Source organism: Streptomyces sp. NPDC048424, assembly GCF_040651555.1.
Classification (GTDB): Bacteria; Actinomycetota; Actinomycetes; order Streptomycetales; family Streptomycetaceae; genus Streptomyces.
The window spans coordinates 24045-38331 of the sequence record NZ_JBEZKE010000005.1 but is presented as its reverse complement, the minus strand read 5'-3'; the positions used below and the strand labels follow the sequence as shown (position 1 = coordinate 38331).

The 14287-nt window shown below is 71.3% G+C and carries 12 protein-coding genes and 1 riboswitch; of the genes, 8 read left to right on the top strand and 4 right to left on the bottom strand.

Going from position 1 to position 14287, the window contains the following annotated elements:
• Nucleotides 1–193: 193 nt before the first annotated feature.
• Nucleotides 194–835 (top strand): DUF4142 domain-containing protein, encoded by a 642-nt coding sequence (locus AB0D29_RS08920; protein ID WP_362852855.1) that lies wholly within the window; start codon nt 194–196, stop codon nt 833–835.
• 9 nt (nt 836–844) lie between these two features.
• A complete protein-coding gene (locus AB0D29_RS08915) occupies nt 845–2224 on the top strand; it encodes a DUF1996 domain-containing protein (RefSeq protein WP_362852854.1) in 1380 nt (459 codons plus the stop codon).
• Nucleotides 2225–2516: 292 nt separating this feature from the next.
• Here AB0D29_RS08915 and AB0D29_RS08910 read toward each other — a convergent pair whose 3' ends face one another.
• A complete protein-coding gene (locus AB0D29_RS08910) occupies nt 2517–3854 on the bottom strand; it encodes a helix-turn-helix domain-containing protein (protein ID WP_362852853.1) in 1338 nt (445 codons plus the stop codon).
• Between the two features lie 604 nt (nt 3855–4458).
• Here AB0D29_RS08910 and AB0D29_RS08905 point away from each other — a divergent pair.
• The 5 genes from AB0D29_RS08905 (at nt 4459) to AB0D29_RS08885 (ending at nt 10225) form a co-directional block, all read left to right on the top strand.
• Complete coding sequence (locus AB0D29_RS08905) at nt 4459–5271, top strand: hypothetical protein (protein ID WP_362852852.1); 813 nt, start codon at nt 4459–4461, stop codon at nt 5269–5271.
• A 29-nt stretch (nt 5272–5300) separates the two neighbouring features.
• Nucleotides 5301–6716 (top strand): NADH-ubiquinone oxidoreductase-F iron-sulfur binding region domain-containing protein, encoded by a 1416-nt coding sequence (locus AB0D29_RS08900; RefSeq protein ID WP_362852851.1) that lies wholly within the window; start codon nt 5301–5303, stop codon nt 6714–6716.
• Between the two features lie 136 nt (nt 6717–6852).
• Nucleotides 6853–7821 carry an SCO0930 family lipoprotein gene (locus AB0D29_RS08895; RefSeq protein WP_362853116.1) on the top strand — a complete coding sequence of 323 codons (969 nt, stop codon included), beginning with the start codon at nt 6853–6855 and terminating at the stop codon, nt 7819–7821.
• A 126-nt stretch (nt 7822–7947) separates the two neighbouring features.
• Nucleotides 7948–8508 carry a hypothetical protein gene (locus tag AB0D29_RS08890; protein ID WP_362852850.1) on the top strand — a complete coding sequence of 187 codons (561 nt, stop codon included), beginning with the start codon at nt 7948–7950 and terminating at the stop codon, nt 8506–8508.
• Between the two features lie 142 nt (nt 8509–8650).
• The gene (locus AB0D29_RS08885) at nt 8651–10225 is read left to right on the top strand and encodes an alpha/beta hydrolase (RefSeq protein ID WP_362852849.1); all 1575 of its coding nucleotides are present in this window, start codon (nt 8651–8653) and stop codon (nt 10223–10225) included.
• Between the two features lie 46 nt (nt 10226–10271).
• Here the strand turns inward: AB0D29_RS08885 and AB0D29_RS08880 are convergent, their stop codons facing one another.
• Complete coding sequence (locus AB0D29_RS08880; protein WP_362852848.1) at nt 10272–10727, bottom strand: SRPBCC family protein; 456 nt, start codon at nt 10725–10727, stop codon at nt 10272–10274.
• 128 nt (nt 10728–10855) lie between these two features.
• Nucleotides 10856–10999, top strand: a riboswitch (cobalamin riboswitch).
• 147 nt (nt 11000–11146) lie between these two features.
• On the opposite strand from AB0D29_RS08880, the gene AB0D29_RS08875 reads away from it, so the two are divergent.
• Nucleotides 11147–11635: a DUF4430 domain-containing protein gene (locus AB0D29_RS08875; RefSeq protein WP_362852847.1), complete on the top strand. Its 489-nt coding sequence runs from the start codon at nt 11147–11149 to the stop codon at nt 11633–11635.
• A 109-nt stretch (nt 11636–11744) separates the two neighbouring features.
• Here AB0D29_RS08875 and AB0D29_RS08870 read toward each other — a convergent pair whose 3' ends face one another.
• Together AB0D29_RS08870 and aceB are read right to left on the bottom strand one after the other, a co-directional pair.
• The gene (locus tag AB0D29_RS08870; protein ID WP_362852846.1) at nt 11745–12632 is read right to left on the bottom strand and encodes a 3-hydroxybutyryl-CoA dehydrogenase; all 888 of its coding nucleotides are present in this window, start codon (nt 12630–12632) and stop codon (nt 11745–11747) included.
• On the bottom strand, nt 12629–14227 hold the full coding sequence (gene aceB / locus AB0D29_RS08865; RefSeq protein WP_362852845.1) for a malate synthase A: 1599 nt from the start codon (nt 14225–14227) through the stop codon (nt 12629–12631). The genes AB0D29_RS08870 and aceB overlap by 4 nt, the downstream gene beginning before the upstream one ends.
• Nucleotides 14228–14287 lie beyond the last annotated feature (60 nt).

Sequence of the window (14287 nt, the reverse complement as noted above, 5' to 3'; positions counted from 1 at the left end):
CGGGATGTTTGTCCGATGGTGATGTCCTCCCGCAGTCGCGCCACACCTGGCACTAGCGTCCCGTGACACCCCCGGGAATGCGGGTGTGCACCGCACGGCACGTGCGGCCCCTCCTGCCCCGCCACTTTCCCGGCCCATGGAGCGAGGAGGCACAGTGCTGTCATTGCGGCGGAGATCCTTCAACAGCTTGTCAGTGGCCACGAGATACACGATCGGAAGCGGTGTCGTCATCACCGCGCTCGCCCTCACCCTGATCGCCCTGCTGATACCCGTGGACCGATTCGGCAGCACCGCCTCGGCCGCCGTCGCGGGTCCGGCTGCGGGCGACGACGACGGCGGCGGGACGATGAGCACGGCCTACGGACCTCTGACGGCCGCGGACCGGGACTTCATCCGCAAGGTACGGCTCGCCGGCCTGTGGGAACTGCCCGCAGGCCGGCAGGCCCAGCAGCGCGGCTCGCGCCCCGCGATCCGCACGGCCGGGGAGCACCTCGTCGAGGGCCACACCGAGCTGGACCGGCAGGTCATCCAGGTCGGCCAGGCCCTCGGCGTCGATCTGCCCAACCAGCCCTCCACGCAGCAGCAGGACTGGCTGGGCCAGCTGACCCGCGCCAAGGGGGACGAGTACGAGCGTTTGTTCGTCCAGCTGCTGCGCCGAGCGCACGGAAAGGTCTTCGCACTGCTGGCGGGGATTCGGGCGCAGACCCGCAACTCCATGGTGCGAGCCCTCGCCACGTCCGCCAATGCCACGGTCCTGGACCACATCACGGTCCTCGAAGACAGCGGACTGGTCGACTTCGACACGCTCTCCGACAATGTCCGAACGACGAAGTGAAGTGATCGCATGAGTCAAAAGGGCCACAAACGCCCCCGGTTGTCGAACAAGCTCCTGGCCGTGGTGTCCGCCCTCGTACTGGGCGGTGGCGGGGTCGCCATCGTCGCGGGAAACGCGTCCGCGGGCCAGGACGGCGACCGCGCGACGAAGCTGGCGGCCACCATCGACTGTCCCGACGTCGGGGAGAAGCTCACCGCCGTGCCCGACCAGGCCAAGACCCAGGTGGACGAGGGTCTCGCCAAGCTGGACGACCAGGTGGCCGACGCCTACCGGCGGCTCGCCGCCGGCGAGGCGAAGGGCGACGCCCTCCTCGGTGAGCTGAAGCAACAGCGCGACAAGACCATCTCCGGCATGGCCGACGCGATCGGAAACGGCGGCCAACCCCAGCAGGAAATCAAGGCGTTGGGCGGCTGCACGATGAAGGAGGCACCCGTCGCGAACGACGCCGAAGCGGGCGGCGGGGGCGAGCTGAGCGCCGCCGCCAAGAGCGGCGCCGGCGGCCAGAAGGGCGGTCCCGCGAAGAGCGACTTCGTCAACATCAACAAGGTCAAGCCGAACGTACGCACGCCCGCCGCGGCGGGGAACGCCTCCAAGGGGTCCTTCACCTCGCAGTGCGGCCGCAACGAGAACGGCCACTTCAACCCCGACAACGTGATCGTCGCCCCCGGCGTCTCCAACGGCGCCCACCACATGCACGACTACGTGGGCAACAAGACCACCGACGCCTTCTCCACCAACGACAGCCTCGCCGCCTCCGGCACCACCTGTGGGAACGGCGACCAGTCGGCCTACTACTGGCCCGTGCTGCGACTGCGCGACGGCAAGACGGAGCGGGACGCCAAGGCTCCCGGCGGCGGCCAGGACGCCAACGTCGGCACCATCCTCAAGCCGAAGCAGGTGTCGATCACCTTCAAGGGCAGCCCCGTCGGCAAGGTCACCGCGATGCCCCGCTTCCTGCGCATCATCACCGGTGACGCCAAGGCCCTCACCAACGGCAACGCCAACGCCAACGCCTCGTGGAGCTGCACCGGTTTCGAGAACCGCCAGTTGAAGGACAAGTACCCGGTCTGCCCCAAGGGCAGCGACGTGGTGCGCACCTTCACCTTCCAGAGCTGCTGGGACGGCCGGAACGTCGACAGCGCCAACCACCGGACGCACGTGGCCTTCCCGGACAAGAACGGCCGCTGCCAGAAGGGCTTCAAGGCCATTCCGCAGCTGGTGATGCGCCTCACGTACGGGGTGGCGCCGGGCGCCCGCATCGCCGTGGACAGCTTCCCCGAGCAGCTGCACAAGCCGGTGACCGACCACGACGACTTCATCAACGTGATGTCGAACGGCCTGATGAACAAGGCCGTGAGCTGCATCAACGACGGACGCACCTGCCGCTGACCACCCTGGTCCGCACCGGTCCGGTTCCTTGCGATCCGGGCCGGTGCGGACCCTTCTGCCCCCGCGGACCCTTCTGCCCCCGCGGACCCTTCTGCTCCCGGGGCCGGGCGCTCCTCACCCCCACCACCGCGCCCGCCCCGGGAAAGGTGTTGGCCCGGAGCCGACTTCGGGCCAACACCGCACACAACAGCCCGGCCCGGCCCCGTGACGACGGGGCCGGGCCGGGCTGCTTGCGGTTCAGTTGCCTTTCAGGGGTCTTTCAGGGGCCTCTCGGGGGTCTTCAGGGGGTCTTTCAGAGGCCGTTGACGCGGGCCATGCGCCCGACGACGAGGGGGGTGAAGTCCGCGGTGATCACGCGCGCCGCCCTGCGGCTCACGCGCGAGTGCTGGCGTCGCACCTGGGCCATCAGCCGGCGGCTGCGCAGGGCCATCTCCAGTTCGAAGCGGGTACGGGGGTCGCGCAGGCCGGTGCCGAAGAGCTTCTCCAGCTGGCGCATGCGGTAGCGCACGGTCTGCGGGTGCACGCTCAGGGCTTTGGCCGCCTCGGGGGCACCGCCGCCCTCCAGCCAGGCGAGCAGGGTCACCTCCAGGCGCTCGCTCTGGCGCGGGGTCAGGTCGGCCAGCGGCCGCAGCCACCGGGCGGCCAGCGCGTGGGCGAGCGGTTCGTCCTGGAGCAGCAGCAGGGTCGAGAGGTGGTCGTCCACGAACACGGCCCGGAGTTCCAGGCCCGGGCGGGCGGGCGTCAGGGCGAACAGCCGCAGCGCCCAGCGCAGCGAGGAGGCCGTGTCCCGGAGCGGGACCGCGTGGCCCACGGCCGCGAACCGGCCGCGGAGCAGCTGGTCCAGAGGGGCGCGGGTGTCCTGGTCGGTGCTGGGCACCAGCAGGCACGGCCGGCCCGCGAAGGTGCCGGTGAGGGCGTCGGCCAGTACGGCGGCGAGCTGCTGGGCCTCGACGGGCGAGGCCGGCACGATGGCCCGTACGGCCGGCGGGAGGGGCCAGCCGGCCGCCTCGGCGAGCTCGACGAGGGAACTCTCGGAAGCGGCCCGGTCGTCGGTGAGCGCCTTGAAGAGGTCCTCACGTGCACGGTCACCCGCGCAGCCGCCTTCTCGGACGCCCTCGCGGCCGCCCTCGCGAACGCCCTCCCGGACGACCTCGTAGCGGCCTTCGTGCGTGACCTCGCACTCGCCGTTCCTCTGGGCGGGGATTCCGGCCTTGATCCGGGCCTTGGTCTCGGTCTCGACTCCAACCGTGTCCAGGTCCGTGTCCATGTCCAGGTCCGTGTCCATGTCCATGTCCGTGTCCATGTCCGTGTCCGTGTCCGCGATGTCGTCCTCGCTCTCGTCCGGGTCCTCGTCCGGGTCCTCGTCCCGGTCCTGGTCCTCGTCCTCGTCCGGTGTCTGTTCCCGGGTTTGCTCCTGGTAGCCGAGCGCGGTGAGGAGAGCCTCTTCCACGCACTGCCTGAGCAACTCGTCATCGATGGCATCGTTGTCATCGATAAGTGCGGAAAATTCCGGAATTCCATGCAGAAGCTCCTCCACTATCTCGGCGGCCAGCGCGGGCAGTTCTTTGCGCAGGACGCGGGTCCACTCGCCACGCGGGCGGGACCAGATGCGGTTCAGAAGTTCGCACATCGTTTTCCTCGTTCGTGCCGGGGTGAGGCTTGTCCGGGGAAGAGCGACAAGCCCGCCGAGGTTGCCCCCCGCGCCAACATCGTTGTCTGGCACGGGAGTTGCGGCCCTCGTACTCCCTCCTGGAGAGGTCCGGCCACTTACGGTCCCTTGATTTTGCGACGATTTTGCCGTGCGGGACGCGTAGGTGACAGGCGGCGCGGTGGCCAGTCGCAACCTCCGCTGGAGGGGAATCTTCCGGTGTTGTTCGATGCGTCGGAGACGCGGTGCGAGAAATTATCACGTTTCGATAAATCCTGTGGAGCTGGTGTGCAGCTCCACGATGCTGCTGCACTCCGGCCCCAAGTTCCCTCGGCCGGCGCGGAGTTTCACAGCGCTGCCGGGCACAGAGGACACAACGACCCCCGGGTGCCCGAGCGCCAGGTGGAGTGCTCGGAGCCCAGGCGCACAGGAGAACTGGATGCCCCTGTCCCAGCCTCACATGTCCCGCTCACACAGAGCCCGCCGCAGAAGCCGTCACGCGGCAGCGGCAACGGCCCCGGCCGCCGGCCGGCGCGCCGTCCGGCGGCCCTCCCTCCTTCCCACCGCGGGCAGACTGCGCCCCGGTGTGATCAGCGCGGTCGGCGCGGCCGTCGTCTCCCTCGTCGTGGCCGCCCGCGCGGGCGCACTGACCCAGGTGTGGGACTTCCTCGACTACGGGGCGGGCGTGCTCTCGCTCGTCTCGCTCACCTCCACCGTCCTGTGGGGGCTGGTGGCCAGTGACCGGCTCCTGCTGGGCTCGGGCCACCGGCTGCTCGCCCAAGGCGTGCACCGCGGCCTCGCGGTGGCGGGGCTGGGATTCCTGGCCCTCCACATCTGGGTCAAGATCGCGGAGCAGCGTACGACGGCGGCCTCGGCGGTGGTGCCCTTCACGGACGTCGGCCAGCCGGTCCTGATCGGCCTCGGCTCGCTGGCCGGATACCTCTTCCTCGCGGTGGCGATATCCGGCGCCGTGCGCAGCGCGTTCGCCACCAAGGGCCGCTCCCTGTGGTGGCGGGCCCTGCACTTCGGGGCCTACCCCGCCTGGGGCGCGTCCCTGGTGCACGGACTGAAGGCGGGCCGGCCCGCCGACGTCTGGGTCACGGCGGCCTACGCCCTGTGCCTGGCCGGTGTCGCCGGAGTGCTCGCGTTCCGCCTCAAGTCCCGTATGGGTGAGGTGACGTCCCGGCCGGCCGGCCCACAGACCGCGCCACAGCCGTCCGTCGTGTTGGCGGCCGTGCCCCGGCCCAGACGGGGTACGCGTCCGATCGCCCCCGACCGTCCGGCTCCGCCGTCCCGGTCCGACGACCCACCGCGCGCCGCCGTGTACGCCCCGAGCCGGGTCGGCGGCGGCCTCGGCGTGAACGACGAGCAGGTCACCACCGGGGACCGGTGGCTGTGACCGGCCCGACGAGCCCCAGCCTGGGCTGCGTGGGCGCCCCCAGGCTGCTGGCCGGGCTCGACCAGGCGCCCAGGCTCGACCGCGTCGCCCATCTGACCGCACACGGCTCGCTCCCCCGGTACCGGCCGGACGAACTGGTCGACCTCTCCGACAACATCGACCTGCGGGGCCGCGGCGGGGCGGGCTTCCCCTTCGCCCGGAAACTGCGCGCCGTCATGCGGTCCGCCCGGGGAGGGGACGGGCAGACCGCGGTCGTCGTCAACGGCAGTGAGGGCGAGCCGAGTTGCCTCAAGGACACGGCTCTTCTGCTGCACGCCCCCCATCTGGTGCTCGACGGAGCCCTGCTCGCCGCCGCCGCGATCGCCGCCGACGACGTCGTGGTGGGGGTCACCCGGACGGACGTGGAACAGTCGGTACGGGCCGCCATCGCGGAACGCGGCCCGGCCGGCCGTCGGGTGCGGGTGGCGCTGCTCCCCGAGCGGTTCGTCACCGGAGAGGGCACCGCCCACATCAACGGCCTCAACGGAGGTGACACGCTGCCGTCCGGGCAGAAGGTGCGGACCAGCGAACGGGGCCTGGGCGGCATGCCCACCCTGCTGTCCAACACCGAGACCTTCGCCCAACTCGCCGTCGCCGCACGGCTCGGCGCGCTGGACTACCGTACGACCGGCCTGCCGAACGAGCCGGGCACCGTCCTGCTGACCGTCGCCGGCACCACCGTCGTCGAAACGCCGACCGGGGCCGCGCTCTCGTACATCCTCGACCTGTGCGGCACCGATCCCGGTCAGGGCGTACTGGTCGGCGGCTATCACGGCAAATGGCTCGATCCGGGGTCCGCCCGCGCCGCGGAGGTGTCCCGGCAGTCCCTCGACTCGCTCGGCGCGCGGCTGGGGGCGGGGGCGGTCCTTCCGCTGCCCGAGGACACCTGCCCGGCCGGCGAGGTGGCGCGGGTGACCCGCTGGATGGCGAACGAGTCGGCCGGCCAGTGCGGCCCGTGCGTGCGGGGGCTGCCCTCACTGGCCGACGTACTGGAGGACGCGATCCGAGGAGGGGGCAGAACCGCCCTCGACATGGTGGAGACGCGCCTCAAGGCGGTGCTGGGCCGCGGCGCGTGCAGCCACCCCGACGGCACCTCGCGCTTCGTGGCCTCGGCGCTCAGCGTGTTCCCGGACGAGTTCCGGGACCACGCCCTCGGCAGCGGGTGCGGCCGACGGGTGCTGGGGGCGCTGCCGCTGCCCGAGGACGAGAGTCCGGAGCGGCTGGTCGTGGACTGGACCCTGTGCCGGGGGCACGGGCTGTGCGTGGACATCCTGCCCGACGTCGTACGGCTCGACGCGGACGGCTTTCCGGCGCAGGCGTCCATGCCCGTTCCGGGGCGGCTGCGGCCCAAGGCGCTGCGCGCGGTGCGGCGCTGCCCGGCCCTTGCCCTGCGCATCCAGGACTGAACCATTGCGCCGGGTTCAATCTTGGCGCGATCTGACAAATTCCCAGGGAATTCCGCTTCGGCCGCCCGGGGCCCCGTATCAATTACCGGGGGCAAGAAAACGCGGAACCGAACCTGAAGGAGAGATCGTGAAGAGGATGCGTCGTGAGATATTCGCCGGGTCGGCGGTCGCGGTACTGATGCTGACGGCCGCATGCGGCTCCGGGGACAATTACTCGGGAAAGGGGACATCAGTCCAGCCGGTGGGCGACAGCAAACAGGTCGGGAATGGTTACGACGACGTCTACGGAAGCGGATCCGGGGCCGACCCGTCGGGCGCGGCCGGCAAGAACGGCCCGGCCGGGCAGCTGAAGGTACAGGAGATCGGGACGGTCGGTTCGGGCGTCACCGACAACGAGGGGCGCACCCTCTACCGGTTCGACAAGGACACGCCCAAGCCCCCCAAGTCCAACTGCGAAGGGGACTGTGCCACGGCCTGGCCCGCCGTGGCCGCGGACGACGTCTCGGCAGGTGAGGGGATCGACAAGAGCCTCCTCGGATCGGTCGCCCGGGCCGACGGCACCCGGCAGCTGACGCTCGCGGGATGGCCCGTGTACCGCTACGCGAAGGACACCAAGGCGGGCGACTCCCTCGGCGAGGGCGTCGGCGGAACCTGGCACGTGCTGGGACCGGACGGAAAGCCGGCCGCTCCGGCCAAGAGCGGCGGCGGCGCGGACAGCGGAACGGGCGGCGCGGCGGAGAAGACGGCCGAACTCAGCGTCAACCAGAACGCCCAGCTCGGCCCCATCATCTCGGACGCGGAAGGCCGGACGCTCTACCGGTTCGACAAGGACAGCGCCTGGCCGATGAAAATCGGCTGTGTGGACGGCTGCACGGATACCTGGAAGCCCGCAAAGCCCGTCGACAAGGCAAATGTGACCGGAATTGCCGCCGAATTGGTGGGCAAGGTGAAGCGGCCCGACGGCACCGAGCAATTGACGATCGACTGCTGGCCTGTCTACACGTTCACCGGTGACAAGGAACCCGGGGACATCAGCGGCCACAACAACAAGGGTCTCTGGTTCGCCGTGACCGACAAGGGCAAGAAGGCGAAGGTCACCGGCTAGGACCGGCCCCACCCGGCCCAGCCCCCGGCACACCCCCCGCCCTGCCCGCCCCTCCACGCGTGGTGCCCGGGACCCCTCCCCACCCGGGCACCACGACCCCCGTCCCGACCAGCCAGAGAGGTCGCCATGCCCTTGTCCACCGACCGCCGCACCAAGCGGACGGGCCGGCCACGCGCGACCCTCGTCGCGCTGTGCCTCACGGCCCTCCTGTGCGGCGGCTGCGGCGCCGGGCAGACGGCCGCGCACCGCACCTCGACGTCCGCGGAGCAGGCCTCGGACTCCCCGCGCGGCACCTCGATCGAGGAGATCGCCGCGGCCATCGGCTGTACGGCCGAAGTGAGCGTGGAGGCCGATGAGTTGCGTCAGGGCGGCTGCAAGACCGAACAGGGCGGCCCCTACCGCATGGTCACCTTCGCCGCCGAACAGGGGCTGCGCTCCTGGCTGACCGAGGCCCGGATGTACGGCGGCCTCTACCTGGTCGGGGACCGGTGGGTCGTCACCGCGGGGACGGAGGACGCCCTGGCGGTGGTGCGCGGCCGGCTCGGCGGCGCCCTGGAGAAGGGCGACACGCACGCCGGCCCCTCCGAGCACGCCGGCCCCTCCGAGCACGCCGGCTCCCCGGAGCACGCCGGATCCGCAGAGCCCTCCGAGTCCTCCGCACATGCCGAGCACTCCACCCACCCCTGAACCCCCGTGGCGTGTCGGCCAGTTGTCCTGATTTCAGCTCGTTCGTGAGGAGCACAAGGCACGACCCTTCGGGATGATTCGGGAGGGCCCGCGCGTGCAACAAGGTGGAGCCGTAAGCGACTTCACCGAAAGGAACGCCTTCGTGCTCCTGAAACGCTTCGCACCACTGCTCGCCGCCGCCGGACTCCTCGCGTCCACCGTGCCCCTGCTGTCGGCGACCCAGGCATCGGCCGCCCCCGCCGCGGACCACCTGCGGCAGAAGCCCGCCTGGCACCGTTGCAGCCCCGAGCTGCCGGCCTCGTACGAGTGCGCCACGCTCAAGGTGCCGCTCGACTACCGGCGGCCCGACGGGCGCACGATCGACCTCGCCATATCCCGGATCAAGAGCGAGAACCCGGCCAAGCGGCACGGCGCCATGCTGCTGAACCCCGGTGGCCCCGGCGGTTCCGGGCTCGACCTGCCGCTGATGATGAACGAGGCGATGCCCAAGGAGGTCCGGGACCAGTACGACCTCATCGGCTTCGATCCGCGCGGGGTCGGCGCCAGCTCCCCGATCACCTGTGGACTGGACGAGGCCGAGCAGAACTTCGACCGCGCCTACCGCCCGGAGACCTTCGGCTCCGACGTGACGTGGGCCCACACCGTCGCCGACAAGTGCCGCGAGAAGGCCGGTTCGGTGCTCCCGTACATCACCACCCGCAACACGGCGCGCGACATGGACACGATCCGCGCGGTGCTGGGCGAGCGCAAGCTCTCGTACCTGGGCTACTCGTACGGGACCTACCTCGGCGCGGTGTACTCGCAGATGTTCCCGGACCGCACCGACCGCTTCGTGCTCGACAGCGGTGTGGACCCGCAGCGGATCTGGCGCGGCATGATCCAGGTCTGGGCCACCGAGGCCGAGCCCGCCTTCGCGCGCTGGACGCAGTGGGCGGCGCAGCGGTCGGCGGAGTACGGGCTGGGCGACAGCCCGAGGGCCGTGTCCGAGACGTTCTGGGGGCTGGTGGCGCGCGCCGACAAGGAGCCGATCGACCTCGAGGGCCTGAAGGTCGACGGGGACATGATCCGTGCCGCGCGCGGGGTGTTCTTCTACCCGGCGCAGGCCACTCCCCTGGTCGCGGCCCTGAAGGCCGCGGCCGAGGGCAGGCCGCTGCCCGAGGGCATGACCCTGACGGAGCTGAAGCGGCTGCTGACCGGCGGCGCGGCGGCCGATCCCGCCTCGGACAACGGCACCGCCGTGTTCTGGGCCGTGGTGTGCGGGGACACCGGCAGCTGGCCCCGCTACACCGAGCAGTACGAGCGGGACGCGGCGAAGGACAAGGCCAGGTACCCGCTGTACGGGGACTTCGCGTCCAACATCAAGCCGTGCGCCTTCTGGGACCGGCCGCTCGAGGCGGCCACGCCCATGAACAAGAAGGCGAACGTGCTGACCGTGCAGAACGAGTGGGACTCACAGACCCCGCTCGTCAGCGGCCAGGGCCTGCACCGCGCGCTCAAGGGCTCGCGGATGGTGCTGGCGGCCGGCGGTGAGGGCCACGGCGTGTACCTCGCCGACCCCACCTCCTGCGCCAACGCGCCGGTCCACGCGTACCTGACCACGGGCAAGCTGCCCGCCCAGGACGTGACCTGCCAGAACCCGCCGAGCGGTGAGCGGCAGCGCGGATCCCTGACCCCGTCGAAGCCGCTGCCGATCCCGTCCGGGCCCGGGCGGTTCTGACCGGCCCGGCTTCGGCCTGACACCGGCCTGACACCGGCGGCAGGCGCTACCGGTTCGTGGGGGACGCCTCCGCGGCCGCCTTGATACGGCGGCCGAAGTCGGGGGCGTCCTTGCGTGCGGCGCTCGCCGCGAGGCCGACGAGCAGCTTGCCGATGCCGTGGCCGTGCAGGGTGTTGAAGATCCGGACCCGGGTGCGGCCGTCCGGGAGGGCTTCGAGGTCGTAGCCGCCCTCCGCGGTGACGAGGTTCTTGCTCTGCTCCGTCCAGCGGATCAGGCGCGGCGGGTCGAAGCCGTCGATGCGGAACTCGCGGGCGGTCTTCATCCCGGCGTCCTTGACGGTGCTGCGGAAGACCGTGCCGAGGGCCGTGGGACCGTCCGGGATCCTGGTGATCTCCTGGACGCGCGGGCTGAAATCGGGGTCGTTGCGCCCGTCGGCGAGGTAGGCGAAGACCTCCTCGACCGGCCTGTCGATCTCGACGCTCGCCTCGAACTGTCCGGACATGTCGGCTCCTCGGTGTGGCTACCTGTGATCCACCATCCCAGAACGCCCTCCCTCGCGCGCGCCGACCGGCCGGGGTGCCGACGAGTACCGGTGAGTGCTGGTGGGACCGGGGTGGCTCCCCCTACGATGCCTTTCGTCAGGTACATGCCTGACGTCCAACTGAATGCCTGCGCGACTGGGGAAAGCCGGTGTGATTCCGGCGCTGACCTGCAACCGTGAGCGGCGCATCCGCGCCGCGAGTCGGACCACCCAGCGTGCGGTGCGTACGGCTTCTCACTGTCACGGTCTGCAGCACGAAGCCCTGAGCCCCAGGCTCACCGATCACCCGTGCCCGCTTCCCCGGGCCCGGGGGGACGCGGTGTGCCCGAGGCGATCGGGGCCGCGGCGCACGACCTCGATGCACGCCAGGAAGGCACTTCATGCGCCAGACTCTCGCCCGCCGCGCCCTGATCACCACGGCGGCCCTCGGTCTCGCCCTCGCCACGGCGCCGGCCGTCGCGCACGCCAAGGCCGCCCCGAACACGAACAGAGCGGTCAACGTGTCCCTCACCGTGCAGGGCCCCGACGGGCTGCTGTTCAAGGGGAAGGTCAACACCAAGGGGCACGACGTCACCACGGCGACCGGTGGCACGCACAAGTGCGACGGCACCAACGGGGCCGCGAACCCGACGGCCGTGCCCACCCCGACGGCCGCGCTCGACGACGCCGCGCGCCGGAACTACTTCGGCTGGGACGGCACCTGGTACGCGTCCTTCGACGACTTCTCCGTGGACTCCATCAAGAACGTCAGCGGCGGCGGCTCGGCGTACTGGAGCATATCGGTCAACGGCACGCCGACCCCGGTCGGCGGCTGCCAGTTCAAGCTGCAGGCCGGCGACAAGGTGGCCTTCACCTGGACGTCCTTCTGACGGAGCGTCCCACGACAGGAGCGCGGAGCGGCTCACCGGGCCGCTCCGCGCTCCTTGTCCGTGCCGTCGGGGGTCCCTCAACCCCGCAGCGGCACCACCGGGTCCCTCATCAGCCCCGGTCGTACGTGTGGAACCCGCGGCCGCTCTTGCGGCCCAGCAGCCCCGCCTGGACCATCCGCCGGAGCAGCGGGGGCGGGGCGTAGAGCGGCTCCTTGAACTCCGCGTACAGGGATTCGGCGATGGCGGCGACGGTGTCCAGGCCGATCAGGTCGGCGAGCTTGAGCGGGCCCATCGGGTGGGCGCAGCCCAGCTCCATGCCCGCGTCCACGTCAGCGGCGCTCGCGTACCCGGATTCGGCCATCCGAATGGCGGAGAGCAGGTACGGGACGAGCAGCGCGTTGACGACGAAGCCGGCCCGGTCCTGAGAGCGGACCGTGGTCTTGCCCAGGGTTTCCCGGGCGAAGGATTCGACCGCGGCCAGGGTGTCCGCCGACGTGTGGAGGGAGGAGACCACTTCGACCAGGGGCAGGACGGGGACGGGGTTGAAGAAGTGGAGTCCCACGACCCGGTCGGCGCGGCCGGTGGCCATGCCCAGCCGCATGATCGGGATGGCGGACGTGTTGGTGGCGAGAATGGCTTCGGGGTCCTCGACGATCTTGTCGAGGGCGGTGAAGACCTCGGCCTTGGCCTCGGGGTTCTCGGTGACGGCCTCGATGACCAGTTGCCGGTCGGCGAGGTCCTCCAGGTCTCCGGTGAACACCAGTCGGGCCAGGGCGTCCTCCGCGGTGAACCGGTCCAGTTTGCCCCGCTGGACGGCGCGTTCGAGGGAGACGGCCACCCGCTCGCGGGCGGCGCGGGCCGCGCCGGCATCCGCCTCGGCGACGACGGTGTCGAGCCCGGCGCGGGCGCAGACCTCGGCGATGCCGGCCCCCATCTGTCCGCCGCCGACGACCCCGACGCGCAGGACGCGGGTCGCCCGCCGTGCCGGGGCGCTCACGCGGTCACCTGTACGGCGGCGGTGCGGACCAGGTGACGGGTGTAGGCCTCGGGGGTGAAGAACGCGGGCAGCTGCACCGAGAGCGCGGTGTCGACGAAGACCTCACGGGCTTCGAGGACCAGGGCCTGCGGGTCCTCGGCCTCCAGGGCGGCGCACTCGGCGTCGAGGAGGTCGGTGAGCGTGCGCCGGTCGACGCGGTCGTGGCGGAGCCACTGCCAGATCTGCACGCGTGCGATCTCGGCGGTGGCGGCGTCCTCCATCAGGCCGTTCAGGGCGACGGCGCCGCTGCCGCGCAGCCAGGCGTCGAAGTAGCGCAGGGCCACGGCCACGTTGGAGCGGATGCCCTCGGAGCTCGGCGGAGCGGCGATCCGGCGGACCGACAGCAGGTCCGATGCGACGACTTCGACGTCCTCGCGCGTCCGCTCCAGCTGGTTCGGCCGCTCCCCCAGCACCCCGTCGAAGACCTCGCGGCAGACGGGGACGAGTCCGGGGTGGGCGACCCAGGAGCCGTCGAAGCCGTCTTCGGCCTCGCGCTCCTTGTCGAGCCGGACCTTGGCGAGGGCGGCCGTGTTGGCCTCGGCGTCCTTGCCGGGCACGTGGGCGGCCATGCCGCCGATGGCGTGGGCGCCCCGCTTGTGGCAGGTGCGGACGAGCAGTTCGGTGTACGCCCGCATGAAGGGGGCGGTCATGGTGACCTTGGCCCGGTCCGGGAGCTGGAAGTCGGTGCGGTGGCCGAAGGTCTTGATCAGGCTGAAGAGGTAGTCCCAGCGGCCCGCGTTCAGTCCCGCGCTGTGCTCGCGCAGCTCGTGGAGGATCTCCTCCATCTCGAACGCGGCGGTGATCGTCTCGATCAGGACGGTGGCCCGGACCGTGCCCCGCGGGATGCCCAACAGGTCCTGGGCGAACAGGAAGATGTCGTTCCAGAGCCGGGCCTCGTACCGGTTCTCCAGCTTGGGGAGGTAGAAGTACGGGCCGTGGCCCGCGTCGATCTGGCGCTGCGCGCAGTGGAAGAAGTACAGGCCGAAGTCCACGAGCGAGGCGGACACCGGCCGGCCGTCGACCTCCAGGTGCTCCTCGGTGAGGTGCCAGCCGCGGGGGCGCACCATGATGGTCGCGAGCTCCGACCCGAGGCGGTACTCCTTGCCCTCCGGGGTGGTGAAGTCGATGCGCCGCTCGATGGCGTCGAGCAGGTTCAGCTGGCCGCCGATGACGTTGTCCCAGGTGGGCGCGGTGGCGTCCTCGAAGTCGGCCATCCACACCTTCGCCCCGGAGTTGAGGGCGTTGACCGCCATGCGGCGCTGCGGCGGGCCGGTGATCTCGACCCGCCGGTCCGTCAGCCCGGGCGCGGGCGGGGCGACCCGCCAGTCGGGGTCGGTCCGCACGCCGACGGTGGCGCGGGAGAAGTCCAGGGGCGAGCCGGAGACCAGATGGGCGGCGCGGCGACGGCGCTCCTTGAGGATCTCCAGGCGGCGGTCCGCGAAGGCGGCGTCGAGGCGGCCGATGAACTCCAGGGCCTCGGGGGTCAGGATCTCCTCGTGGCGCTCACCCTGCGCGCCGAGGACCTGGACGCTGCTGGTCAGGGGCGTGTGTGACATGCGGTTCTACTCCTCGGCGTGGGGCGGCCGGCGCCCGGGGCCGACAGGTCCCCGGGCGCC